Source organism: Leptospiraceae bacterium (assembly GCA_016708435.1).
Classification (GTDB): Bacteria; Spirochaetota; Leptospiria; order Leptospirales; family Leptospiraceae; genus UBA2033.
Genome location: JADJFV010000001.1, coordinates 822,353 through 846,151 on the forward strand (window position 1 = coordinate 822,353; position 23,799 = coordinate 846,151).

The following is a 23,799-nucleotide window of genomic DNA, read 5'->3' on the forward strand; positions in this document are numbered from 1 at the left end:
TTATTTATATAACTCCTCTTTTAGTTTTTTAAATCGAACATCTTCTGGTCTTGCTTTTATACAAGCGTCTAATATTGTTTTAGCGCGCTCTTTCTTTCCTACGCCTTTATAGGCTTCAATTAAGTTTATGAGATTCGGAATATTTTTTGTATCACGAAGTCTAAGTCTTTCTCCATAATCAATCGCTTTTTCATATTGACCCAACTGTTTACATGCAAATGATATTTCGTATAGACAGTTAGTTAGATGCGGATAACTTGAAATTACCTCTTCACCTGCCTCAGTATACTTCACAAATTCCATCTTCTCCTTGTAGTCTTCTAGGAGTTTTAAGTCTTCCTCCATTTTGTTCTGCTCTGCTGCTACTCCTGTGTAATGAATCTTAAACAAAGAGAGATCATCCATTTGCTTTCCTGTATTTTTAATCTCTTCATATATCTTTTCCAAATCTCCATCAGCTTTCTTCACATGAGTTAAAAATAAAAGCTCATCTTGATTAATAATATCAGAGCCGGTCGTTGGGTCTTTTCCTAAAATAATATCATCTCTTCCATCTGAACCAAGAATCACTACATCATCCGGTCTCAATGAAAATACCTCTACAGATATATTTCCCGATTGTCCTTGTGTTCCTAATTTGCGATATTGGTTTGGATTCTCAATAAAATTTGCTATTCCATCTCGATACAGCACCATGTCAGGATGCTCTGCATTCATAAAATACATTGTCCCGGTCACTTCATCAATTAATCCAAACACCGTAGACATTAGCATAGACCCATCAAAGCTTTCAAATGCTTTATGCATTTCAATAAATGCATTCTTAAGCCATCTCTCTGGATATACGTTCTTACCCGCTGCCGTTGAAATAGTTCTCTGGATAATAGATTTAAACACAGTGCCTAATACTAATACTCCTCCAGCACCTTGAATTGATTTACCCATTGCATCCCCATTTAAGAAAACAATGTATTTTTTTCCTTGGAGTTCTATATTTTCTGAAATATTAATATCCCCACCCAATTCATATTCTCTTTTTCGGAATATAAAATTCTTCTTTTGCTTAACGAAAAATTCAATCTCTACATTTTTACTAAATGCATTATTTTGTCCGAGTGGCTCGATCAAGAGTGTGTTTAAGAAATAATCTCCATCTTGCTGTTCTTTTAATCCTCTAACTTCAACAAGGGCTTCGTTTAAGTCTTTTGTTCTCTCTTCTACCTTTTCTTCCAGGTTAGCGTATAACAGAGAGTTTTCTACACTCACCGCAATTTGAGACGACAATACTTTTAGTATCTCCAATCTATCCGGTGTAAATGCATCGGTAGTTAAATTGTTTTCTAAGTATACTACTCCAACTAAATTTCCTTGGTTGATGATTGGATAACAAAGAATTGACTTAGGTTGTTTTTCTTTTACATAGTTATCGTTTACAAAGATTCCTTTCTTTGTCGCATCATTGAGTAAGATAATACTCTTTGTTCTTATTACATAATTCACAATATTAGGGGATAACTCAGAATATCCTTCCAATGGTTTAGCTTCTAATACGGAAATGCTATCCGTGTTTGCATTTCCTTCTGCCTCTATATACCACTTCTCTTTTTCTTTTAGAAGAAAATAACCTTTCTCGGCTCCTGCATTTTCAAATAGAATCTTCATCATCTTTTCTAAGAGTTTACCAAGTTGAATCTCACCGGATATTGTCTGCGATGCTTTGATGACTGTATTCAAATCTAAGAAGCTTCCACCTGCTACTGTTTTCGTTGTTGTAGTTGAGCTGGAACTAACAGTCATATCGGCACTAATCGTGCGTGTCGCCTGACGTTTCAATTGTGGGTATTTTTCTTCTAGTTGTTTTACCTTTGGCTCACAGCCCCATTTTTTGTAAGCATAATGCGCTTCGATTAAATAAATATCCGCAATCCGTTCTTTGTTTCGTCCTATCCAAATATCCGCCATAAATTCATTGGCGATTGCTTCTTCCAATGTATACTCGTATTGTTTTGCAAGTTCCATTGCTCGTTCAAATGAGACAAGCGCTTTATCATGATGATTCTCTATTTGCTCTATTAAGCCTTCTATTATTCGGGACTTATGACCATAATTCGCTTCACAATTTTCTCCCCACTTCTTCATTCGTTTATTGTTTTTATCTAAACGCTTTCTGTATTCTTTTTGCTTTTTCTTGTCTTGGGTTTTCAAAATTAGTTTCGCACAGATAAGAGAATCAAAGAATACCTGCTCGGGTACATACATCATACCAAAAACTCCACCTTCATGTGAAACAGCTAATAATGAATACTCGCTAGCTTTCAAAATATCGCCAAAAAAGAAATAGAGTTCTGATTTAAAAGTATAATAAACGAATAAGGTTGTAGAATTATGAGCAACCTCCCATTCGGGAACCGATGTTGCTTCATCAAATTTATCACTCTTTAAAAATAATATATCATTAGCTTGACCATGCATATTATGAACAAACTGTTGATTCATTTTGTACATTAAGTAAGAATCATACTGTTGCAAATTCTTCATAACAGGATCATATTTCTGAAAACTTTCCATTACCATATCAAGATTTACTCGCATGAGCAATGCTTGAAAGTTATAATGATTTACCACATAGGATGTATATTGTAAGTCTCCATTTTCCAGACCACTTTGTATTGCGGTCTGGAAATATGGAATTGCTTCCTTGGCATGATGCGTCCAATGACTTACCATTGTTGTGAAAATAAAATAAGTTCTACACTCAATGGATTTTGCATTAAACTTTTCAATCAAATGAACAGCTAACTTCCCAAACTCATGCCCAGTTTTAAAATCTCCAAGACCGGATCCCTGAATTAAGCCAAATGCAACGTAGGCAAAGGAACTCAAAGCAGCATTGCCATTTCTGAGTGATAGATTTACCATTTTTAAAACTAATACAGGAAATAAATTAGGCTGCGCAATAAAGGATGCTGGAACAGCTGCATTCAGCAAACGCATAATCATAAGAAATTTTTGATTGTTTATCAAAGGTAGATTAGCCAAATCCATAATTGGCTTTTTTCCTTGTTTCAATTTGAATTTAATAATTTCAGGCAATGGTGAAAGCTCTGTAGGCTTTTTAGGAAGATCAACTCCAAAGGATTTTAATGCTTGTTTTAAAATATCTAATGACTCTAAAATTTTATTCTGACTTACATACATTGAAGATTTTAATTCATAAACGGTTACTTTATCTAATTCAGTTTTGGCATGAGACAAAATCAAATTAAAAGTTTTATCGGCAGACTCAAAATTTTTACAAAGATACTCAGCCTTTGCTCTGTTTGTAAACAATTCTAGGGTTAATTCATAATTAGCCGTCCAAGAATTATCTGGCAATTGATCAATAGCTATTTGAAAGAACCCAAGTGCGGCTTCATAGGCTGTTGATGCCATTGCTTTATTTCCAGCAATTATGTTTAATTCTTGCAACTTTGCTTTTTCTTCAGCATTGGTAATATGGTCTATCCCTTGGTTTAATTGATTTACGATTGTGAATATATGATCTTCCAATCTATACTTATTGAGCATAGATAAGTAAGTATTTCCAATTGTATAATGATATTTTGATTTCTCAGTATCAGAAATAAGTGTATAGGTTGCTTCTCTAATTTTGTCATGAGCAAAATTAACATCTAATTCACCTAAACGAAGAAAACCTTCATTTGCTAAGTGAATCAAATCATGCTTAGCCTCTGTTTGTGACTTGCCTAGTATCTGAAAGAATACTTCTTGTTTGAACCAACTACCAATACAAGCTGCTAATTTTAGTTTTTCAATTGCTGAATCAGAAAGCTCTTTTACCTTTTCAACCATTAAGCCAATTACGTTTTCGGATAATTTTACATCTTGGATTTTATCAATATCCCAATTCCAGCTTCCATTTACATATTGAATCAAATCTTTCTCATAAAAACTTTTAAACAATTCATTTACAAAGAAAGGATTTCCTTTCGTTTTTTCAAAAAGAACGGTGGCTAATTCTTTTGCTTTAACATCATCACAATTTAAGGTATCACTCACAAGACGAGAAATATCTGTTACGGAAATTGGCTCTAATGATATATTCTTAGATTGGAATCCTGTTTTATGCAAATCTTCCAACATGACTGAAAATGGATCTGTTGGTAAAACCTCATTATCCCTAAATGATAACATTAAAAATAGATATTTCATTTCCAGATCAGAAAGAATTGTTTGTATTAGGAGTATACTGGGAGTATCCGCCCACTGTAAATCATCTAGAAAAATAGCAACTGGATGTTCTTTAGTGCAAAATGCTTTTATTAAATTCTGAAATACTAAATTAAATCTATTCTGTGATTCTGTCGGTCCTAGTTCCGTAACAGGAGGCTGCTCTCCAATTAATGTCTCTAGTTCAGGAATCACATCAATAATGATTTTACCATTAGCCCCTAAAGCATTTAAAAGATTTTCTCTCCAAGTTGAAATAGAATCAGAGCTCTCTGTTAATATTTGTTGAATTAAACTTTGTATTGCATAAGTTATAGCACGATAGGGAATTGTTCGTTTAAACTGATCATATTTTCCTGACGCAAAATATCCCTTATATTCTACAATAGGCTTATTTATTTCGTTAATTAAGATTGACTTACCAATGCCAGAGCGACCGGAAATCAAAAGTAATTCAATATTTCCTTGTGCTGCATTTTTGAATGCTTTCAGTATTTGAATAACTTCTTTTGTTCTACCAACGCGATTAATCGCGTCTCTACGTTATTCAAACACCATTCCAAATCATATAAAATTCCATTGATGCTTTGATATCTATCTTCTGGATTCTTTTGTAATAATTTCATCACTATATCAGAAATTACTTTGGGTGTTTTATTTTTTTCAAATGGGGATAATGGTAATTTGGCGATATGAGCATGAACTAATTCCATCGGGTCAGAAGTTATAAAAGGGAGTTCTCCTGTAAGTATTTGATAGAATGTAACGCCTAATGAGTAATAGTCTGTGCGGTAATCTACTGTCCGATTCATTCGTCCAGTTTGCTCTGGGGAGATGTATGCTAACGTTCCTTCTATTGAACTATTTAGAGGAATAAAAGAATTTTGCTTTGCTAGAAGACTTGCATTTCCAAAATCAATTATTTTTAGTTCATTGGTGACCTTATTATAAATAATATTATGAGGTTTCATATCTTTGTGAACTAAGTTACATTTGTGAACTTCACCTAGAGCTTTCACTGAGAGAACCATAATATTTAAAACTTCTTTTATTGAGTAAGAACTAATATCATTTAATATTTTTGAGAGAGCTCGTGCTCCAATATCTTCAAAGACAATGGCTATACTATTTTTATATTTTTCTAAACCAATCGTTCGAATGATGCCAGTTGAATTTATTTTTTCAAGTAAATCATATTCATGTTTAAAACTATTCAATTCACTTGCATTAGGATAATCGCTATGAAGGATTTTTATGATTACTGGCTGACCAGATTTATCTCCTCGACAAACTATACTTTTTTCCCCTAAATGAATCTCTTCTCCAATTGTATAACCTGGTAAATTTATCATATAATTATTCCTTTTTATTATCTTGCTGTATTTATCCGCATGTTCTTTCGGTATATAAAAAGGAAAGTAGTGACGCCAATCTCATGATAACGTTTCTTCCTTGTATTCTATTCAAAAAAAGTGCTTTCGTCAATGACTTTTATTTGTATAAATTAAAATGCAATTTTTTTTATAAAACAATAAAATAATAAATTTACGAAATAATTTCTTTCAACTATCAGACATTTGCCTCTATATAGAAAAATATTAGACCAAAACATTTTTTCCTTTTTGCTGTCCGTTAGAATTCCTATTGGCTATATATTTACGTTTACTCATCTACGGTGCAGCTACGGTTATATAGCCGGTGCTTGTGCGGACTAAATTGCCCTTACTACCCGTTCTAGACCGAAGCTATAAGCGTAGCTAGACCGGAGGTGAGTAAAAGGCTTCTTATATGCAATTATATGCTTTACAAAAAACCTTCTTTACTAATAATTAAGGGAAGGTGGGTGAACAAAATGGAAGCATATAGAATTCAAACAAGGCTAGTTTCTGAAATCATAAAACTCCCTCAAATTACTAAATGGATCGGACAAGAAGTAGAAATTATCATTCTTCCTATACAAGAAATAGAAAAAAAAACAAAAAAAAGACCCTTTGGTTTAGCTAAGAACGAATTTCAAATTCCAGATTCTTTTTTCGATGAATTATCAAATGATATACTGAAAGGCTTTGGGGTGGTATGAAATTTTTACTCGATACTCATATCTTTCTTTGGTATATTGCTGGAAGTGGATTTACTAAAGAAAGAACATCGAGAAATTATAGAAGATTTGGAAAATAAAATCTTTCTAAGTACCGCCTCTATATGGGAAATGATTGTTAAAGCAAAAATCGGAAAACTCCCGTTACCCTCTCCTTATTTCGATTATATTGAAAGACAAATCAAAAATCATAATTTCAATTTGGATTCAATTGAAGGAGCTATTCTAAAGCACCTAGAATTGTTACCAGACATACACAAAGACCCATTTGATAGAATTCTAATATGTCAATCTATTGAATCTAAATACAAGCTAATTACAGACGATGAGAATATACTTCAATATTCTAAATACAATGACTCTTTTCTAGTCTGATTGTTTGTATACTATTCAAAGTCTTCTGGCTTAGAGCGTTTTTACTTTTCTACTTTTTAATCGGATGTAGAAAACCTAAATGGTGCTCACTATGTCCGAGATGTAGAATCTTCTGTTGTTCGTTTGTCATTTCTCCAAAGAAAGCAGAAGGATGAAGAGGAAGAGTATTAGACTCTAATCTTTTTAGAATTGTAAGTTCTGCTTCTATTGCAGCGGTATCATCAGGCTCTGTCGGAAAAACAGATTTAGGATCGGTTTGCATTCCTTCTTTGTAAGAAGTCTGAGTGAGCATTTTTTTAGAAGTAACTTCCCAATCGTCACACGAATAATCCAAGGCATCATTTTCGTAAATCCATCAAGAGCACCTTTTTGATAATAGGAAAGGTGACGACAAATCTGACCTAGATTCCATTTTCCACTTTGTGTATAACCATTTTTTCTAAGTGATTCTATTTCAGTAATTACATCTGAATAATTTTTAAATTTAAGAATTCTTTTTTGTAGCATTGAAGTTCTCCTATTTTACAAGTCCATAGTCTAACTTTCCATTTATGAGTAGAGCTTTTTTTTTACATAGGATTCTAAACTATTCCGAGCTTTTTCATTTGCTTTTTTATCAGAAGGAATTGAGACATTCAATTCAGAATACTTGCCCAATCCTCTTACTTCTAATTTTTCTTTTATCTGCTGAGCCTATAGGCTGATTTGGAAACTCAATTACTTCTTTTCCATTCTTCGATTCAATTTTCATGAACTCCATACAGGCTGAGTAGGAGATAATAAATGTATACCCATCAGGACCTTTGCATGTAAGAGGTGCATCACTTCCTTCAGGAATACTTTCTTCCTTTTCATACTTACAATCAGTAGAAATATTTGTGTAAAGACTACTAAACTTTTCGTTTGCATATAGCATCGAATAAGTTAATCCAATTAATATTAAAAATACCTGTTTAATTTTTTCTCCAACTCAAAATAGTTTTTTTATTCTAAGGGAAAGTAATGCAATATTTTCACTCATGATCATTTCAGGGACACTATGGCTCAAGATGGACTGGGTAGGCAATTCAATCCAAATTGCGAAAATGAAAGCCAATCGTATCCTTTATCGGTGTTCTCGGGTGCGCCATCGGTGGTAATCTTTGAATATATCACTTAGGATAAAAAGATATGGGGAGGGTTAGGGTCAATTCTAGGCGAATGAAAATCACTTGCCGAGAGCCCGTTTTCAGAAATTCTGGAAGAATATGAGCCAAATCCAAATTACATTACCAGATGGAAATACACGAGAAGTTGAGATGGGAACGAGTGTCTCTGATTTCGTTTCTAAGATGAGTATTTCATTAGCAAAGTCTGCGCTTGCCGCGAAAGTGGACGGTGTAGAGGTAGATCTATCTTATCCGCTAGAAAAAAATGCGCGTTTAGAAATTCTCACCTATGCAACGAAAGAAGGCAAAGAAGTCTTTCACCACTCTTCTGCTCACCTACTTGGTATGGCTGTGCAACGTCTTTGGTCTGATGCATTATTAACAGTAGGTCCTGTTGTAGAATCAGGTCCTGGATTTTTTTATTATGATATAGATTTTCCTTCTATTACAATTACTCCAGAAGATTTAATAAAGATTGAAAAAGAAATGGAGAAGATTGTAAAAGAAAATCTTCCTGTCAAACGAACTGTCTTAACAAGAGAAGAAGCAATTAAGAAATTCACCGAGATGGGTGAAAAATATAAAATTGAATTAATCTCTGGATTCGAATCGGAAACGGTTTCTCTTTATGGACAGGGAGAGTGGTTTGACTTGTGTAGAGGTCCTCACGTGCCTAATACTGGTTTGCTCAAAGCATTTAAGCTGACTGCAATTTCAGGAGCGTATTGGAAGGCTAACAAGGATAATGCGATGCTCCAAAGAATCTATGGAGTATCGTTTCCTTCTAAAAAAGAACTCGATGAATACTTATTTATGATCGAAGAAGCAAAGAAAAGAGATCATAGAAAACTAGGAAAGGAAATGGATTTATTTTCTTTCCAAGAAGAAGCGCCCGGTTTTCCTTTCTGGCATCCAAAGGGAACTATCATTTGGAATAACCTTGCTAATTTCATTCGTTCTGAATGCACTAGACGTGGATACCAAGAAATTAGAACTCCTGCGATTCTAAATTCTGACCTTTGGAAACGAAGTGGGCATTGGGATAATTTCAAAGAGAATATGTATTTCACAGAGATCGACGAACAAGAATTTGCAGTTAAACCAATGAACTGCCCTGGGTGCTCTTTGATTTATAAATATCATATGCATTCTTATAAAGAACTTCCTTTGCGTTATGCGGAATTGGGAACTGTTCATCGTCATGAATTAAGTGGGGTATTACACGGATTATTCCGTGTGAGAGCGTTTACGCAAGATGATGCGCATATCTATGCTCCGCTCGATCATTTAGAATCAGAAGTAATTGATCTAATTGATTTTACTTTTTCTGTTTATAAAAAATTTGGATTCACTGAATTCAAAACCTATATCGCTACACGTCCTGAAAAGTCACAGGGGCGTGATGAAGATTGGGAAGAAGCAACTAGCTCTCTTATCAATGCTCTCAGAAAAAAAGACATTCCATTTGGTGTAAAAGAAGGAGAAGGAGCGTTCTACGGTCCTAAGATTGAATTTAATATCAAGGACAGTCTTGGTCGTTTGTGGCAATGTGGAACGATTCAGATTGACTTCTCTATGCCAGAGAGATTTGAACTAGACTTCACAGGAAGCGATGGAAAAAAGAAGCGTCCTGTTATGATTCATCGTGCTATCTATGGCTCACTTGAAAGATTCATCGGAATTCTAATTGAACACTTCGAAGGTAAATTCCCTTTCTGGGTTTCGCCAAATCAAATTAGAATCTTGACAGTTGCTGAGCCGCATAACGCATATGCAACCGAATTACACAATCTATTTCTATCAAAAGGAATTCATTCTGAAATGGATTTGCGCTCTGAGAAGATTGGATTTAAAATTAGAGATTCCATTTTAAAGAAAGCAAATTTCCTTTTAATTCTTGGTGATAAAGAAGTAGAAAATAGAAGTGTATCGATTCGAAAGTTAGGGGAAGAGAATACTACAACTTATTCGCTAAATGAGTTTCTTGACTTAATCGAAAAAGAAAAAGCGGCTATGTAAAAACTGTCATTCCCATTATGCTGCGACCCTAGGAAGCAGCATTGAGTTTTCTTTTCTATCGGGAATCTCAACTTATTGAGACCCCCGATAAAAGAACTCGGGGGTGACAAGTAGAATAATTCCTTCACATTACCCACCCGCAGATTCGTAGGCGTTTTGTCCTTTCTTCCAAAACCACAAAGAGAATAGCATCATCACAATGCCTATAGGCAAAGTTCCAAATACAAACATTGGGTGAAATAAATTTTCGCCGGATTTGTTTAGGAAGTAATGTGCGGGATAAAAATTAATAAAGGCAAGTGGAACGATAAAAGTAAGTAGAAATTTTAATCCACCGCTGTAAATGTTAAGCGGATAAAGTAAAAACTCTCTAGAAGAGAATACGAATAGATGAACTAGAGAATTTGTATTTACCGCATAAAAGGCAATAGCCGCAATGATGATACGTATCGAACCGAGTATCATAGCTCCTCCGATTACAACAGCAATAAATACAAGCACGTTTATAAAATTCCAGTGAACTTCAATCAGACTATTTGCCATGACAAATGTCAAAAAACCGAGGATAATATGAGCAAACCCCGTTATTTCAAATCCTCCCATGATGACTTGGGACAAAGGAGAAAGAGGACGAACTAGAAAACGATCAAAGGTTCCGTCCCTGACATAGTTACTGAATTCTAAGATGCCTGAGAAGATAAATGTGACAATCCCCTGTGATAAGATGAGAAGGCTATACAAAAAAGCCATTTCTCCCATTGACCAGCCGCCTATCGTCTTGAATCTAGTGATTACAATGCCGATAGTCGCAATCTGTGCTGCATAAAAAGTAAGAAGAGTAAAAAGGAAAATCAAAAAGCTAGCTCTATATTCCATTCTGGATTTGATAGAAGCAGTTGCAATTCTCAGATAGATGTAGAGAGTTTCTGAAAAAGTATTTTCTACTATATTAGGTCTTGTTGTTAAACTCATATTAGCCTCCTGCAAATTCTAATTTTCGTTTTCCTGAAAAATACACAGAGAATGTAAGCATGCCTACAATCAGTAACTCAAGTGCATATCGTAGAAGCAACTCTTCATAAGCCATTTGAATTGGAGTTCCAATTAAGACGGTGGTAGGATAATAATATAAATAAGGAAATGGACTCCAGGATATAATTCGCACTAAGTAATCGGGAAATAAATTCAATGGTATCACAGATCCTGAAAGTAGAGTGACTAATGCACTATAAAGAATCATAAAACTAAACACTTCCGTAAAGAAAAAAGCAAGAGAGGAAATCATAAAACCAAAGAGTATAAACAAAATAAAAGACATGAAATAAACAGGAATGAATTGTAAGAGGCTAATGGGAGTTACACTTGGCATGATTCCAAAGAAAACAAGCGAGAATATTAAAAGCGGAATCGCTCTAGCAAAAAGTTGAAATAAACTAACTCCAAAGCTATCTGCAAAATACATCATCACAAAATTATATGGCTTTAGAATATCATAAACTATATCGCCGGTCTTAATTTTGTTTGTTAAAAGAGATTCATTTCTACCGAAGGAAACTTTTATTAAAGTAGAAAGAATCGCATAGCTAACAAGCGTTTCCCCACTCCATGTTCCAAGTGCACCGGGACTTTCTTTTGCGACAGTCTGCCATACAGATGTAAAAATGAATATATACAAAAATGCATTCATAAGACCAGTGTAGTATTCTAACTTGTAAGCGATGGATCTTTGAAATGCTTTAGAGATGAATTTTAAATAAGTCATAATTCCCCCTTTCCTGCATACATTTTCTTAACTGCAAAACCTAAGTCTGGCTTATGACGATTAATCTCTTGGATTTGTAATCCTTTCTTTTGTAAAACTTCTAAGAGTCCAGATAAAGGTTCATTGTCCGGTAGATTTAAAGAATATTGTTGATCGGAGATTTTTTCTTTTATTTCGAATGGCTTTGGAAGTTCTAGATTCTTTATAGGATTTACAAAATGGACTGTTACTATTGAGTCATTGCCTAGTAGTTTATTGAAATTGGCTATATCTCCATCATATTCTTTTTTTCCTTTTTCTATAATGATAATTCTCTGAGCTAAAAATTCTATGTCCTGTATATCATGCGTAGTGAGGATAATGGTAACTTTCTCCTCTGTGTTTATTTTGCGAATAAACTCACGCACTTTTTCTTTTACGAGTAGATCAAGTCCGATTGTTGGCTCATCCAAGAATAAGACCGACGGTGAGTGAAGTAGACTTGCAGCTAAGTCTGCTTTCATTCTTTGACCGAGGGAAAGTTTTCTAGCTTGTTGATTGAAGAATTCGTTCAATCCCAAAAGATCAAAGAAGAAATCTAATTTCTGTTTGTAAACTTTACTGTCAATTTTATAAATCGAACGGAGTAGATCAAATGATTCTTCTACTGGCAAATCCATCCATAGTTGGCTTCTCTGTCCGAACACAACACCGATTTGCCGCGCATTGAACTTTCTATCCCTTGAAGGATCTAATCCATTTACGCGAATCTTTCCTTCTGTCGGAGTTAGGATGCCGGTTAGCATTTTGATTGTAGTGGATTTTCCTGCCCCATTTTGTCCGATGTATCCCACTAACTCGCCGGGCTTTATTGAAAAAGAAATATCATCCACTGCTTTTAGATATTCTACCTCTGAATGCACAAGAGAAACTATAGAGCCAAGAATACCTGGCTTTCTTTTTTTAATTTTGAAATGTTTACTTAAATGTTGAACTTCAATCATAAATTTTCCTTATGCAAGTGCACTAGCGTTACCACGCTGGACTGTGACTTTTGGCACCCAAACTCAATGTTTCTCTCTAAGGATCGAAACATAATGGTGGGCTTTCTATTGCAGATTATTGATTTATTAGAATTATCTAATATTCTAAAATTCAAAATTTCTTCTTTCGGTTTACCTTTTGCGAGAATATGATTCATAATTTATTAACCTAAATAGGCTCGTTATTTTTACAAATCTTTAAATAAAAGAATTTCTACTTGAACTAATTTCTTTAGTTTTAGAAAAGAGTAGAAAGAAAAAGGGGAATAAAAATGAAATTTATGAAATATGGTTTTATCGGAGCAGGGCTTACCAATATAGTCGGGGTTCTTTTATTCTCTAAGTTCTTTTCGAATGAAACAATGAATGCCGCAAATCCGATTGTAATGTCTAATTTTGGACTCCTTATGATAGTCGTATGGGGCTTTGCTTATATTGCTGCGGCAAATAGCTATGAGGCTACTCCTTGGTTATCCGCCGTATTTACTATTGAGAAATTAATTTATACTTTAACATGGATTTTTTGGATTCAACAAAATGATTTAACCCTCCTTTATACAAAAGATTTATTTGCAGGAATTTTTTATTCTTTATATGGTTTGAATGATTTTTTATCTATGTTAATCTTCGGCTTTGCATTCTGGATAACTAGAAGAGGTAAATAATCCTTACTCGCTAAAGGCTATTTGGATAATTTAACGGAAGTAATATCTATGTCTGCACTTTCCCATTTGTAGGTTCGGGAATAGGCATATTTACTGCTATCCATTAGATTTTGACCGGAGAATTTAGTTTCCGAGATTGAATTTGTTTTGACTGTAAGAAGTTTTTTATCTATACGAGCGGATAATACTGATTCTGTCTTTAACCAGGCTAGTTCGAATTCAGGAGAATCCTGCCAATCAGGAATAGGGAAACTAGATTGAATTGCATAATTATTAGCAAGATTAAGTATGTGCAATTTGAAATTTTGGTAGAAGCCAGTGCTTTCATTTATTTCACCACTTACAACTGCAAGCAAACTTGCGTCAGCCGATAGAGCTATTCCAAGAGGTGTCTTTATCTCTGACTTGCCTTTGATAACGTTGACTGTCTTTTTGTCCGTTAGATTATAAACGGAAACGGTTTTACTAGGAGTTCCATATTCATTTTCGTTGAGTCCGTGCATGAATGCAAGAGTTTGCGCTGTGTCATTGTAATACAATGCATTGGGTAAAATCCAAAAAGGGAAACGTTCCAGGTCTGCAATTTTTTTTACGCTTAAATCATTTTCAATTTCTGCGAGTATCACCTGGGTAGTAAAATTTTTCTTATCCGTTGTTCCATTCAGTGGATTCCAGGAATCTTTTTCTTTGTAATGCACTCTCATGTAAGCAATCTTTTTTCCTGTTTCAGAAAAACTAATGAAGGGAAATAACTTTGCATCTCTCCAAAAAATAGTAGAGCAAGAAGATAAAAAGAGAAGAGTAATAGCAGAGATTAGTTTCATGGTTTTTTCCTTTTGGGCTTGTTGTCATTCCTGAAATCTTTAATCGGGAATCTTTTATTGTAAAGACTCAGATTAAAAATAGAATCGCCTTGCTCATTGTAGATTTCGAGAGTTATACAAACAGCAATGTCACTATTGATTCTAAAACTAACACGAATGCAAGCTAATTTTAATTGACGCAAAAAACAGTCAAACTAAGCTTCCCAAAATCAAAAGAGCAAAAAGAGGATACGCATGATTAAATGGAAGCTTATGTTGACAAGCATCCCGTATATGATAGTTGTAATGGGATTAGATTATATATTGGGAAATGTGTTAGGATTTGATGGAATTATTGAATTTGCAGATGTAGGTTTGGTGTTGACAGGAGGAATTTTTCTAATTGGTTTTATGCTAGCAGGGACAATGTCAGACTACAAAGAAAGTGAGAAACTTCCTGCTGAACTTGCTTGCACACTAGAAGCAATCGAAGAGACAATGGTTACTGCCTCAATCAGTAAACCAGACCTCGATGAAAAAAAGATGAAGGCAAATCTATTTGAAGTTACTACGGATATATCGAATTGGTTTTATAAAAAAGTATCTTATGAGCAAATGTTTGCTTCTCTTTCTAAGTTACAGGGAGCCATTTCTCATATGGAGAAGTTAGGCGGCACAAGCTATGCAACTAGAATGCTTGGCGAATTAAATACACTTAGAAAAATTATTACTCGAATAGGTGTAATTTCTAGAACCAATTTTCTTTCTACTGGTTACGCGCTGTTAGAGGTTTTAATTTCTGCGATTATCATTCTGCTATTAATTTCAAAATTCAAAAGTATATTAGCGGAATATATTCTAATTGGTTTTGTTACTTTGATTTATGTTTATATGTATCGACTCATCCAGGATATTGATGATCCATTTGAATATTCTGAATCAGGTGCACCCGGAGCCTCCGAGGTTCCCTTATTTCCTTTAGAAGAATACAAAGAAAGAGCAAAGAGTAGGCTATGAATTGAGTAACTCCTTCATTCCAGAAACTTGCCCCTACAATCTTTAATTAGGGAGATAATAGGGGCTATTTCTTGTTATCCCATTTTGTTGCTTCTTTGGTCGCAATAGAATGGGTAAAAAAGTTAGATTATCTTCTTTACTACATAAATCGTATTCAGTTAATCATACAAAACAAACTACTCTGCACACTGACATCTGGAACTGTTCGAGTGATCGGATCTTCTGTGAAGTTTGCTCTAAATGCACAAGAAGAAAATACTTTCCAATTAAATCCGAATGACCAAAGAATAGCAGTTTGGTTTATCATCTCTATTCCAGAGTGATAAGGACTTCCTTTAACATCGACTTGGGTTACAGCAGAAAAATTATCAGTGAACGAATAACCAAGTGTAGACGATGCAGCAGCAAACGGTTTAATATGTATCTCAGAAGAACGAAATGGATCTGTTGGAGCAATGCCAAATACATTTAAGAATTTAAAAAAGCGATAAAAATTCCACTTAGCAGAAACGCCAGTTGCCACATCTACTTTTCCTGTCCCCATAGAAAAACTTGTATTACCGGTTGGAATTTTAATTGAATTAATCCAGGCAAAGGCAGGAATCCAACCGCTTTGCGAGACTAATTGCCATTTGCCGTCCAATACAGAATCACCACTACTAGTTCCCGTCTTTGCTTTTATGAGAGGTTTGTAATTATCTGTTAATGTAAAACCGAATTGATCATTAGGATATAAATCTCGCAATGGATAAGGGATATTTACCGCTCGATGGTATCCAGTAATGGGACCATCCAAAATGCCTGTATTGTAAGATAACGCGGTTATTTCGATTCCTATTTCGAATTTTTCAAATAAGCCATAATTTAATCTAGCATGAAACCTTTCGATCTCAGCATCCATTCTTAAATGAGATTGTTGCTCTAATCTTCCATAATTGATAAATTCAGAAAGATAATACGTGTTAGGCGTTAATTTTCCATTAGAAAAAAATTCCGAATAGTTTTGCCAGAGAAATGGTTTATACTTTGTGTATCCAGTGACATCAGTGCCGGCATTGTTATTATCAACCATGTTCGATATCGCAAGTCCGGTATCGATGCTCATCTTTCCTTTCTCTAATGCGATTGGAGTCGTTGGATATGGCTCGAAAAAGAGCAAAAAGGGAAGGTAAAGATTTCGATTTTCGATTGGTCGTTCTCTTAATGGGTCAGTTAAAATTTCCTTAGAATTTATAAGTAAAAGTAGGGTAAAAAAAAATTTATTGAGCATTGTTGGGTTTATGACTTAATTAGTTAATAGCTAAAAGAAGTTGCCTTATAGCATAAGAATATAGGATTGTTATATGAGGGTTATTTTATGAGTCAACAAGAAGCAACTTACGGCGCGGAAAAAATCAAGATTTTAGAGGGTCTAGAAGCAGTTCGAAAACGTCCCGGGATGTATATCGGAACGCAAGACGAGTCTGGACTTCACAAAATGGTCTATGAGGTAGTAGACAACTCCGTTGACGAGGCAATGGCTGGACATTGCTCCCATATCCTTATTAAAATTCTTCCAGGCAATATCATTGAAGTGTCTGATAATGGTCGTGGAATTCCAACAGGCATTCACCCCGACAAAGGTGTTTCTACCATTGAAGTCGTTTTAACTATTTTACATGCCGGTGGTAAGTTCGAAAATGATGCTTACAAAGTATCTGGTGGTTTACACGGAGTAGGCGTAAGCGTGGTTAATGCTTTATCTGAGTGGTTAGAAATTGAAGTTCACCAAGGTGGAAAATTATACTACCAAAAATACTTTACGGGTATTCCTGATAAGCCGGTAGCGATCATTGGGGAGGCAGCGGGTTCAGGAACTACTGTTCGCTTCAAGCCTGATGCAAATATTTTTACTACAACAGAATTTCAATATGATATGCTTTCTTCTCGTTTTAGAGAAATGGCTTTCTTAAACAAAGGACTCAATCTTAAAATCCAAGATCTTCGAAAAGAAGACGGTCACTCAGCAGAATTTAATTATTCCGGTGGGATTGTTTCTTTCGTAGAATTACTCAATGAAAGCAAACATCCAATTCACGACAAAGTAATTCATTTCGAAAGTCAAAAAGATGGAGTCATGGCAGAAGTTGCACTCCAATATTCGGACGCTTATTCGGAAAATATTTTTTGTTTTACGAATGCGATTAACAATAGTTTGGGTGGAACTCACCTCGAAGGATTTCGCGCCGCCCTCACAAGAACTTTAAATGACTTCTTAAAGAAAGATGCAACTGCCGCCAAGAAAATGGATACTGGTTTTTCTGGAGAAGATGTTCGTGAAGGGCTAACGGCTGTTATCTCTATAAAAGTTCCACAACCTCAATTCAATTCCCAAACAAAAGAAAAATTAGTCAACGCCGAAGTTAAAGGCATTATGCAAACGATAGTCTCCGAGCGTTTGACAAATTACTTCGAAGAAAATCCTGCTATCATTAAGAAGATCATTGAGAAATCAATGCTTGCCGCAAAAGCAAGAGAAGCCGCTAGAAAAGCCCGTGATCTGACAAGACGCAAGACCGTTCTAGAAGGTGGTGGACTTCCTGGTAAATTGGCAGACTGTTCTGAAAAAGATCCTGCTCATTCCGAGCTTTACTTAGTAGAGGGAGATTCTGCTGGTGGTTCTGCCAAACAAGGGCGTGATAGAAATACACAAGCCATACTTCCACTCAAAGGTAAAATTCTAAACGTAGAAAAATCACGCTTGGATAAAATGTTGGCTAATGAAGAAATCCGCACACTCATTTCCGCCATGGGAACCGGAATTGGAAATGATGAATTCAACGTAGAAAAAATTCGTTACCACAAAATCGTAATCATGACGGATGCGGATATCGACGGCTCGCATATTCGAACCCTCTTATTAACATTTTTCTTTCGTTATATGAGACCTGTAATCGAGAGAGGCTACTTATACATAGCCCAACCTCCTCTCTATCAAATCAAGAAAGGACAAGAGGCTGATTACGCTTATTCGGACAGAGAGAAAGATGAAATTTTAGCGAAGCATGGAAAAGAAGCAAAGACAATCATCCAACGTTACAAAGGTTTGGGAGAAATGAATCCAGAGCAACTTTGGGAAACTACAATGGATCCAGCTAAACGTGTCGTATTGCAAGTAAGACTCGATGATTTAGTAGAAGCAGAAGAAACATTCACTACTCTCATGGGCGACGAAGTCGGACCACGCAGAAGATTCATCGAAGATAATGCATTAAAAGTCGCGAACTTAGATTTATAATCTAGCGGATAATAAGAATTAATCAATAGGAATACAATGGCAAATTTAGACGAAGAATCAAGCACCAAAACTTTAAAATTTAGCACAGCATCTAGACCTGATATTGCAGAAGCAATTAAGAATGGAACAAAGGTCATCCCTGTAGAAGTAGAAGATCAAATGAAAGATGCATACTTAGGGTATGCGATGAGTGTGATTGTAGGACGCGCTCTTCCCGATGTTAGAGACGGGCTAAAGCCTGTTCACCGCAGAATCTTACATGCGATGAATGAGCGTGCTTGGAGATCAGACAAGGCTTATGTAAAGTGCGCTAAGATTGTCGGGGAAGTGTTAGGTAACTACCATCCACATGGAGATAGCTCTGTTTATGATGCGTTAGTTCGTATGGTGCAAGAATTTTCTCTTCGTGTTCCACTCATTGACGGACAGGGAAATTTTGGTTCAGTAGACGGTGACAACGCTGCCGCCTATCGTTACACGGAAGCCCGTCTTGCTAAAATGGCAGAAGAACTTCTACGTGATATTGACAAAGAAACTGTAAACTTCTCACCTAACTTCGATGATACCAAACAACAACCCGATGTTCTTCCTGCTAACTTTCCAAATATTTTAGTCAATGGCTCATCCGGTATCGCCGTTGGTATGGCGACCAATATTCCTCCGCACAATTTAAAAGAAACGATAGCCGCCGTAGTAGAGACAATTAAAAATCCAGATGTTCCGATTCGCGATTTAATTAAAATTATAAAAGGGCCGGATTTTCCTACCGGTGGTATTGTAATTGGTGGCGAAGGTCTATTATCCGCCTATACAACAGGAAAAGGCTCAATACGAATTCGCTCTAAAGTAGAAATCGAAGAGAATGCAAAGGGAAGAGAAGTAATTGTAATCACAGAAATTCCTTACCAAGTAAACAAAAAAGTTCTCTTAGAAAAAATCGGTGAGTTAATAAATGAAAAAGTCGTAGAAGGTATTTCTGAAATATTAGATTTATCTAATAGAAAAGGAATGAGAGTCGAACTTCTTGTTAAGAAAGATTACAATTCGCAAGTCATTTTAAATCAACTCTTCAAACTCACACAATTGCAAGTAAGCTATGGAATCACCATGCTTGCGATTTTAAATAACAAGCCAAAAATATTTAATCTCAAAGAGACTCTAGTTGCATTCATTGAGCATCGCCGCGAAGTCATCGTAAGACGAACCAAGTATGATCTTCGCAAAGCAGAAGAGAGAGCCCATATCTTAGAAGGCTTAAAGATTGCCCTCGATAATATTGATGAGGTAATTCGTATTATCCGTGCTTCTAAAAATCCAGCCGAAGCAAAAGTTGGATTAATGACAGCTTTCCCTCTTTCGGAAGTCCAAACAGATGCAATTCTAGATATGAGATTACAGAGATTAACCTCTCTCGAAGTTCAAAAGATTATTAACGAATTAGAAGAAATTCGTAAACTCATTGCAGACCTAAAAGATATTCTAGATAAACCTGCCAGAGTGGATGCGATAGTTACTACAGAATTACAAACAGTATCCGATAAATTTGGAACCGATAGAAAGACTGAGATTAGCAATGAAAGCATTGCAAGCACATCTTTTGAGGCACAGGATTTAATTGATGACGAAGATGTAGTGATTCAAATTTCAGAAGACCAATTTATCAAACGACTTCCGATTGATACATTTAAACGTCAAAAGCGCGGTGGGAAAGGTGTGCAGGGTGCATCTACCAAGCGAGATGATTTTATTAAGATTATTCGCGTAGCCTCAACACACGACAACATCATGTTATTCTCTAATCGTGGAAAAGTGTTTATGATGAAAGTCTATGAACTTCCCGTTGGAACAAAAGAAGCAAGAGGAAAATCTCTCAAGGCAATCATTAATCTCGGAAACGAAGAAAGCATTACATCGATTTGCACATTTAAAGAATTTAGCGAAGATGCAATTCTTATGGCAACAAAGAATGGAGTCATCAAAAAATCTCCGCTCAGTGTATTCTCTAACACCAAGAAAAATGGAATCATAGCAATCGGCTTAGATGAAAAAGATCAGCTAATCTATGTTAATCTCTTAAAGCCAGAGCAAGACGTAATCATTGCCAGCAAACGAGGATTAGCCGTCAGGACCAATTTAGCGAAACTTAGAACGCAGGGAAGGACTGCCGGTGGCGTTAGAGGAATGAGACTCTCTGAGGGAGACTTTGTTACCGGTGTTACAATTGTAGAGAAGGATTCTGATTTACTGGTCATCACTGAAAAAGGTTACGGAAAGAGAATGGAATACGCTGAGTTTGCCACTAAAGGTAGAGGCGGACGCGGTATGACTTATCTCAAGATTACCGAAAAGAACGGAAGCTCTGTCGGTATTTCTTCGATCAAGCCGACTGATGAAGTAATCATCATTGCCCAATCAGGAATGATTATCCGAATGGAAGCAAAAGATATTTCGGTTATCGGTCGCTCTACTCAGGGAGTAAGAGTTGTAAACCTCAAAGATGATGATTCTGTAATTGACTTTGCTGTTCTCGAAAGCGAATAAATTCATTTCGTTTCTTTTCCTCTTGTTTATTCTCAGTTCTTGTGAGGATAAGCAGGAGTTGCCCGTTATTGTTAATCCTGTTGATTTAACAAGAGAATTAAAATCTGCCAGAGAAGAAAAATTCCGATTCGAAGAAAAGAAGGATTTAGTTTCGCATTGGAAAAAGAATCCTTCTCGTTTTTCAGGACTTGCGCAAAGTAAGAAATGGCTCAACACACAGATTACATTTAATACTGATAAAACTTTTTTTATCAACCACTCGCAAGATTCTATTTTACTCACGCCAAATGCGAGCGTTGAATTTACTGTTAAGGCAGGAGTGTATTTACTAAATTTTGACGCTGGTATTTTATCGGATAATAGCGATAAGACCGGAAAGCTCACCATTGAGATAGACGGAACATCCAACCCGGAGAACACTATTTTATTAGAGAATCTGGAATCATGGAATAACTTTGAACGCAAAATTCGAATTAACCAGAAAATTAAATTTATATGGAAAGGTAATCAATCTTTTGCATTCATCGCTCATCCGATTCTGACACCAGCCGAATACAAAGCAGAAAGACCGAATATAATTCTATTTGTGATTGATGCTTTACGTGCGGATACGCTTAGTTATACGGGATTTAAGTTTCCTGTTTCACCAAATATTGATGAGCTTACAGAGGATTCTATTGTATTTCCAAAAGCATTTGTCAATGCAAACTGGACGAAGCCTTCTATGCTTTCTATGTTTTACTCTGACTATGCATCCAATTTAGGAATTGGCAATATTGGATTTGATGTAAGTCCTGCTCAAAAGAAAGTATTCTATCAACCTTCTAGAAAGAATTTAATCAATAAACTAAGAGACAACTTTTATTATACCGCTAGCATTATGAACAATGTATTCTTACTCGAATACACCGGCGTTGGTTTTGATATTGGATTTCATGAACTGATCCAAATAGGAAAAGACATAGACGATACAAAAAAAATAGCGGATGAGTCGATTGACTTCCTCAATCGCAATAAGCATTTTCCTTTTTTCTTGCATGTAAATTTCAATACACCGCATGGTTCGTATGAGCCGCCTGCACGTATCATGAAAGACTTACAACAAGAAACAGATCCTAAGATTTGGAATAAAGAAAATCCAACACTTAGAAGGTATTATGGAGAGATTCGTTATGCAGATGAAGAGCTAGGTAGAATCATAAAAGATTTAAAGGCTAAAAACTTATATGATGAGACTACCATTGTAGTAACCGCTGATCATGGAGAATTGTTTAGTGATCATCATAGATTTGAGGCTAATGGAGTGTATGGCGTAAAGTATGGACATGGAATGACTCATTTCGAAGAAGAAATACAAGTTCCTTTAATATTGAAACCTGCCAAGTCTTTGAAGAGTAAAATCCTATTTAAAAATTTCGATAAGCCTGTTTCTCTGTTATCCCTAACTCCAACTCTATTGGGATTATCAAATGTATCTTTTCACAAAAAAGATTTTAGAGGAGTAGATTATTCTCGCTCTATGTTCGGAGAAACTTTTTTACAGGAAGAATCTATCTTTACAGAAGGAAGACTCTCTGAGTCAATAAGGACAAATAGATTCAAATACGTTCGTTTTTATCCCGCTTACACAAACTCACAATTAGCCGGAAGATATTTATCCGGCTCAGAGTTGGATGAACTGTATGATATAGAACATGATCTAGCGGAAAAACAAAATTTGGCGACAGAAAGTTCTCTATTTAAAACAGCCGAGCAAGAGTTGGAGAAGCATTCTCTCGTTACAAATTCCTTTCATATTCTTTTTCCTAAGAAATCCGAATCTGATATTTATTCTGGTTCCATGCAATTACAAGGAGCGATTTACAAAATTCGAAATCAAAAAGAGTTTGGAATAAAAATTCAAAGCAAACGAAGTTTTAGCTTTGAGTTTAAAGGCAATGACTCACCCCGCGAAATCATTATTGATACTGTGCAACCTAGCTTTGAGTTCAATTTATCCATTTATCTCAATCAAAAAACCGAAAAGTTTAGAGTTGGGAAATGGGGAATTTTACATCAAAGCTCTCTTGGAACTTACCCGCAAATTTTAATCTCAAACTCTGCTCCTGCTGACTCGGAAAATGCAGATATACCTTGGATTTATAACGATGCCAAGCTCACGGGAGAAAAAGAAATAACCAGTTCTTCTGCAATGGGAGAAGAAGTGAGACAAATTCTAAAGAGTTGGGGTTATATTCACGAGTGAAAGATTTCGTTTCCTAGAAAAAAATTTCTATTGAAAAGAAAACTCAGCTTTTGTAGTTTAAGTAATTTAATGGAGATTTTAAACATTTGCCTCGTATAATTGGAATTGATCCCGGCTCGCATAGAGTTGGTTACGCACTACTAGACAGAGATGATAAGACTCGCAAAGTAACTTTAATCGACTATGGAACGATTGAAGTAAAATCGGAAATTCAATCTCCTGAAAGTCTAGTTTTAGTTCACATAGAACTAAAAGAAATTCTTAAAAAATATAAACCAGAAGTGGCAAGCGTAGAAGAGCTTTTCTTTTTTAAAAATCAAAAGACGGTTGCACAAGTTTATGAGGCGCGTGGTGTTATTTTATTTACGTTAATTGAAAGAGGATTAAAAATCTTAGAACCGACGATCACTCAAATTAAAAAAGGTGTTACAGGTAGCGGAACAGCAGACAAGAAGCAGGTAAAAGAAGCGATCAAATTAATTCTAGGTTTAAAAGAATTAAAAGGTCACGATGATTCCTGGGATGCAGTTGCTGCCGGCTTCGTTGGTCTTGCCATGTTTAGATAACGATTATGTATTTTACGGAAAGAGGAATTTT

19 protein-coding genes are annotated in these 23,799 nt (G+C 35.5%); 9 read left to right on the forward strand and 10 right to left on the reverse strand.

Going from position 1 to position 23,799, the window contains the following annotated elements:
- Together IPH52_03960 and IPH52_03965 are read right to left on the reverse strand one after the other, a co-directional pair.
- Positions 1–4,677, reverse strand: coding sequence for an AAA family ATPase (locus tag IPH52_03960; protein ID MBK7054196.1), 4,677 nt, complete (start codon positions 4,675–4,677; stop codon positions 1–3).
- A gap of 41 nt (positions 4,678–4,718) precedes the next feature.
- Positions 4,719–5,582, reverse strand: a complete 864-nt coding sequence (locus IPH52_03965) for a serine/threonine protein kinase (GenBank protein MBK7054197.1) — start codon at positions 5,580–5,582, stop codon at positions 4,719–4,721.
- Between the two features lie 500 nt (positions 5,583–6,082).
- Between IPH52_03965 and IPH52_03970 the strand changes: the two genes are divergently transcribed.
- Together IPH52_03970 and IPH52_03975 are read left to right on the forward strand one after the other, a co-directional pair.
- Positions 6,083–6,310 carry a hypothetical protein gene (locus IPH52_03970; protein ID MBK7054198.1) on the forward strand — a complete coding sequence of 76 codons (228 nt, stop codon included), beginning with the start codon at positions 6,083–6,085 and terminating at the stop codon, positions 6,308–6,310.
- 45 nt (positions 6,311–6,355) lie between these two features.
- Positions 6,356–6,703, forward strand: a complete 348-nt coding sequence (locus IPH52_03975; protein ID MBK7054199.1) for a type II toxin-antitoxin system VapC family toxin — start codon at positions 6,356–6,358, stop codon at positions 6,701–6,703.
- Between the two features lie 49 nt (positions 6,704–6,752).
- Here the strand turns inward: IPH52_03975 and IPH52_03980 are convergent, their stop codons facing one another.
- The 3 genes from IPH52_03980 to IPH52_03990 form a co-directional block, all read right to left on the reverse strand.
- Positions 6,753–6,965, reverse strand: coding sequence for a DUF1569 domain-containing protein (locus IPH52_03980; protein ID MBK7054200.1), 213 nt, complete (start codon positions 6,963–6,965; stop codon positions 6,753–6,755).
- Positions 6,908–7,210, reverse strand: coding sequence for a DUF1569 domain-containing protein (locus IPH52_03985; GenBank protein ID MBK7054201.1), 303 nt, complete (start codon positions 7,208–7,210; stop codon positions 6,908–6,910). The genes IPH52_03980 and IPH52_03985 overlap by 58 nt, the downstream gene beginning before the upstream one ends.
- A gap of 133 nt (positions 7,211–7,343) precedes the next feature.
- Positions 7,344–7,619: a hypothetical protein gene (locus IPH52_03990; protein MBK7054202.1), complete on the reverse strand. Its 276-nt coding sequence runs from the start codon at positions 7,617–7,619 to the stop codon at positions 7,344–7,346.
- Between the two features lie 331 nt (positions 7,620–7,950).
- On the opposite strand from IPH52_03990, the gene thrS reads away from it, so the two are divergent.
- Positions 7,951–9,870 (forward strand): threonine--tRNA ligase, encoded by a 1,920-nt coding sequence (thrS, locus tag IPH52_03995; GenBank protein MBK7054203.1) that lies wholly within the window; start codon positions 7,951–7,953, stop codon positions 9,868–9,870.
- Between the two features lie 129 nt (positions 9,871–9,999).
- On the opposite strand, the gene IPH52_04000 is transcribed toward thrS, so the two are convergent.
- Genes IPH52_04000 through IPH52_04010 form a run of 3 tightly spaced genes read right to left on the reverse strand, consistent with a single transcriptional unit; the run spans position 10,000 to position 12,615 of the window.
- The gene (locus tag IPH52_04000; GenBank protein MBK7054204.1) at positions 10,000–10,842 is read right to left on the reverse strand and encodes an ABC-2 family transporter protein; all 843 of its coding nucleotides are present in this window, start codon (positions 10,840–10,842) and stop codon (positions 10,000–10,002) included.
- Between the two features lies 1 nt (position 10,843).
- Positions 10,844–11,632 carry an ABC-2 family transporter protein gene (locus IPH52_04005; GenBank protein MBK7054205.1) on the reverse strand — a complete coding sequence of 263 codons (789 nt, stop codon included), beginning with the start codon at positions 11,630–11,632 and terminating at the stop codon, positions 10,844–10,846.
- Positions 11,629–12,615, reverse strand: coding sequence for an ATP-binding cassette domain-containing protein (locus IPH52_04010; GenBank protein ID MBK7054206.1), 987 nt, complete (start codon positions 12,613–12,615; stop codon positions 11,629–11,631). The genes IPH52_04005 and IPH52_04010 overlap by 4 nt, the downstream gene beginning before the upstream one ends.
- 311 nt (positions 12,616–12,926) lie before the next feature.
- Between IPH52_04010 and IPH52_04015 the strand changes: the two genes are divergently transcribed.
- Positions 12,927–13,319, forward strand: a complete 393-nt coding sequence (locus IPH52_04015; protein ID MBK7054207.1) for a hypothetical protein — start codon at positions 12,927–12,929, stop codon at positions 13,317–13,319.
- 17 nt (positions 13,320–13,336) lie between these two features.
- Here the strand turns inward: IPH52_04015 and IPH52_04020 are convergent, their stop codons facing one another.
- A complete protein-coding gene (locus IPH52_04020) occupies positions 13,337–14,143 on the reverse strand; it encodes a hypothetical protein (GenBank protein ID MBK7054208.1) in 807 nt (268 codons plus the stop codon).
- Positions 14,144–14,377: 234 nt separating this feature from the next.
- Here IPH52_04020 and IPH52_04025 point away from each other — a divergent pair, with 234 nt between their 5' ends.
- Positions 14,378–15,139, forward strand: a complete 762-nt coding sequence (locus IPH52_04025) for a hypothetical protein (GenBank protein ID MBK7054209.1) — start codon at positions 14,378–14,380, stop codon at positions 15,137–15,139.
- A gap of 154 nt (positions 15,140–15,293) precedes the next feature.
- On the opposite strand, the gene IPH52_04030 is transcribed toward IPH52_04025, so the two are convergent.
- The gene (locus tag IPH52_04030) at positions 15,294–16,409 is read right to left on the reverse strand and encodes a DUF3187 family protein (protein ID MBK7054210.1); all 1,116 of its coding nucleotides are present in this window, start codon (positions 16,407–16,409) and stop codon (positions 15,294–15,296) included.
- Positions 16,410–16,496: 87 nt separating this feature from the next.
- Between IPH52_04030 and gyrB the strand changes: the two genes are divergently transcribed.
- The 4 genes from gyrB to IPH52_04050 all read left to right on the forward strand — a co-directional run bounded on the left by gyrB (position 16,497) and on the right by IPH52_04050 (position 23,768).
- A complete protein-coding gene (gene gyrB, locus IPH52_04035) occupies positions 16,497–18,416 on the forward strand; it encodes a DNA topoisomerase (ATP-hydrolyzing) subunit B (GenBank protein MBK7054211.1) in 1,920 nt (639 codons plus the stop codon).
- Positions 18,417–18,452: 36 nt separating this feature from the next.
- Positions 18,453–20,957 (forward strand): DNA gyrase subunit A, encoded by a 2,505-nt coding sequence (gene gyrA / locus IPH52_04040; GenBank protein ID MBK7054212.1) that lies wholly within the window; start codon positions 18,453–18,455, stop codon positions 20,955–20,957.
- Positions 20,958–21,015: 58 nt separating this feature from the next.
- Positions 21,016–23,202, forward strand: a complete 2,187-nt coding sequence (locus IPH52_04045; GenBank protein MBK7054213.1) for a sulfatase — start codon at positions 21,016–21,018, stop codon at positions 23,200–23,202.
- A gap of 86 nt (positions 23,203–23,288) precedes the next feature.
- Positions 23,289–23,768 carry a crossover junction endodeoxyribonuclease RuvC gene (locus tag IPH52_04050; GenBank protein MBK7054214.1) on the forward strand — a complete coding sequence of 160 codons (480 nt, stop codon included), beginning with the start codon at positions 23,289–23,291 and terminating at the stop codon, positions 23,766–23,768.
- The last annotated feature ends 31 nt before the right edge of the window (positions 23,769–23,799 follow it).

What these genes read in the sequence shown, in the direction of transcription:
- gyrB (MBK7054211.1), top strand. Translation starts at nt 16,497, where the DNA reads ATGAGTCAACAAGAAGCAACTTACGGCGCGGAAAAAATCAAGATTTTA.
- IPH52_04005 (MBK7054205.1), bottom strand. Translation starts at nt 11,632, where the DNA reads ATGACTTATTTAAAATTCATCTCTAAAGCATTTCAAAGATCCATCGCT.
- IPH52_04025 (MBK7054209.1), top strand. Translation starts at nt 14,378, where the DNA reads ATGATTAAATGGAAGCTTATGTTGACAAGCATCCCGTATATGATAGTT.
- IPH52_03970 (MBK7054198.1), top strand. Translation starts at nt 6,083, where the DNA reads ATGGAAGCATATAGAATTCAAACAAGGCTAGTTTCTGAAATCATAAAA.
- IPH52_04000 (MBK7054204.1), bottom strand. Translation starts at nt 10,842, where the DNA reads ATGAGTTTAACAACAAGACCTAATATAGTAGAAAATACTTTTTCAGAA.
- gyrA (MBK7054212.1), top strand. Translation starts at nt 18,453, where the DNA reads ATGGCAAATTTAGACGAAGAATCAAGCACCAAAACTTTAAAATTTAGC.
- IPH52_03980 (MBK7054200.1), bottom strand. Translation starts at nt 6,965, where the DNA reads ATGCAAACCGATCCTAAATCTGTTTTTCCGACAGAGCCTGATGATACC.
- IPH52_04030 (MBK7054210.1), bottom strand. Translation starts at nt 16,409, where the DNA reads ATGCTCAATAAATTTTTTTTTACCCTACTTTTACTTATAAATTCTAAG.
- thrS (MBK7054203.1), top strand. Translation starts at nt 7,951, where the DNA reads ATGAGCCAAATCCAAATTACATTACCAGATGGAAATACACGAGAAGTT.
- IPH52_03965 (MBK7054197.1), bottom strand. Translation starts at nt 5,582, where the DNA reads ATGATAAATTTACCAGGTTATACAATTGGAGAAGAGATTCATTTAGGG.
- IPH52_03985 (MBK7054201.1), bottom strand. Translation starts at nt 7,210, where the DNA reads ATGCTACAAAAAAGAATTCTTAAATTTAAAAATTATTCAGATGTAATT.
- IPH52_04020 (MBK7054208.1), bottom strand. Translation starts at nt 14,143, where the DNA reads ATGAAACTAATCTCTGCTATTACTCTTCTCTTTTTATCTTCTTGCTCT.
- IPH52_04015 (MBK7054207.1), top strand. Translation starts at nt 12,927, where the DNA reads ATGAAATTTATGAAATATGGTTTTATCGGAGCAGGGCTTACCAATATA.
- IPH52_03990 (MBK7054202.1), bottom strand. Translation starts at nt 7,619, where the DNA reads ATGCTATATGCAAACGAAAAGTTTAGTAGTCTTTACACAAATATTTCT.
- IPH52_04010 (MBK7054206.1), bottom strand. Translation starts at nt 12,615, where the DNA reads ATGATTGAAGTTCAACATTTAAGTAAACATTTCAAAATTAAAAAAAGA.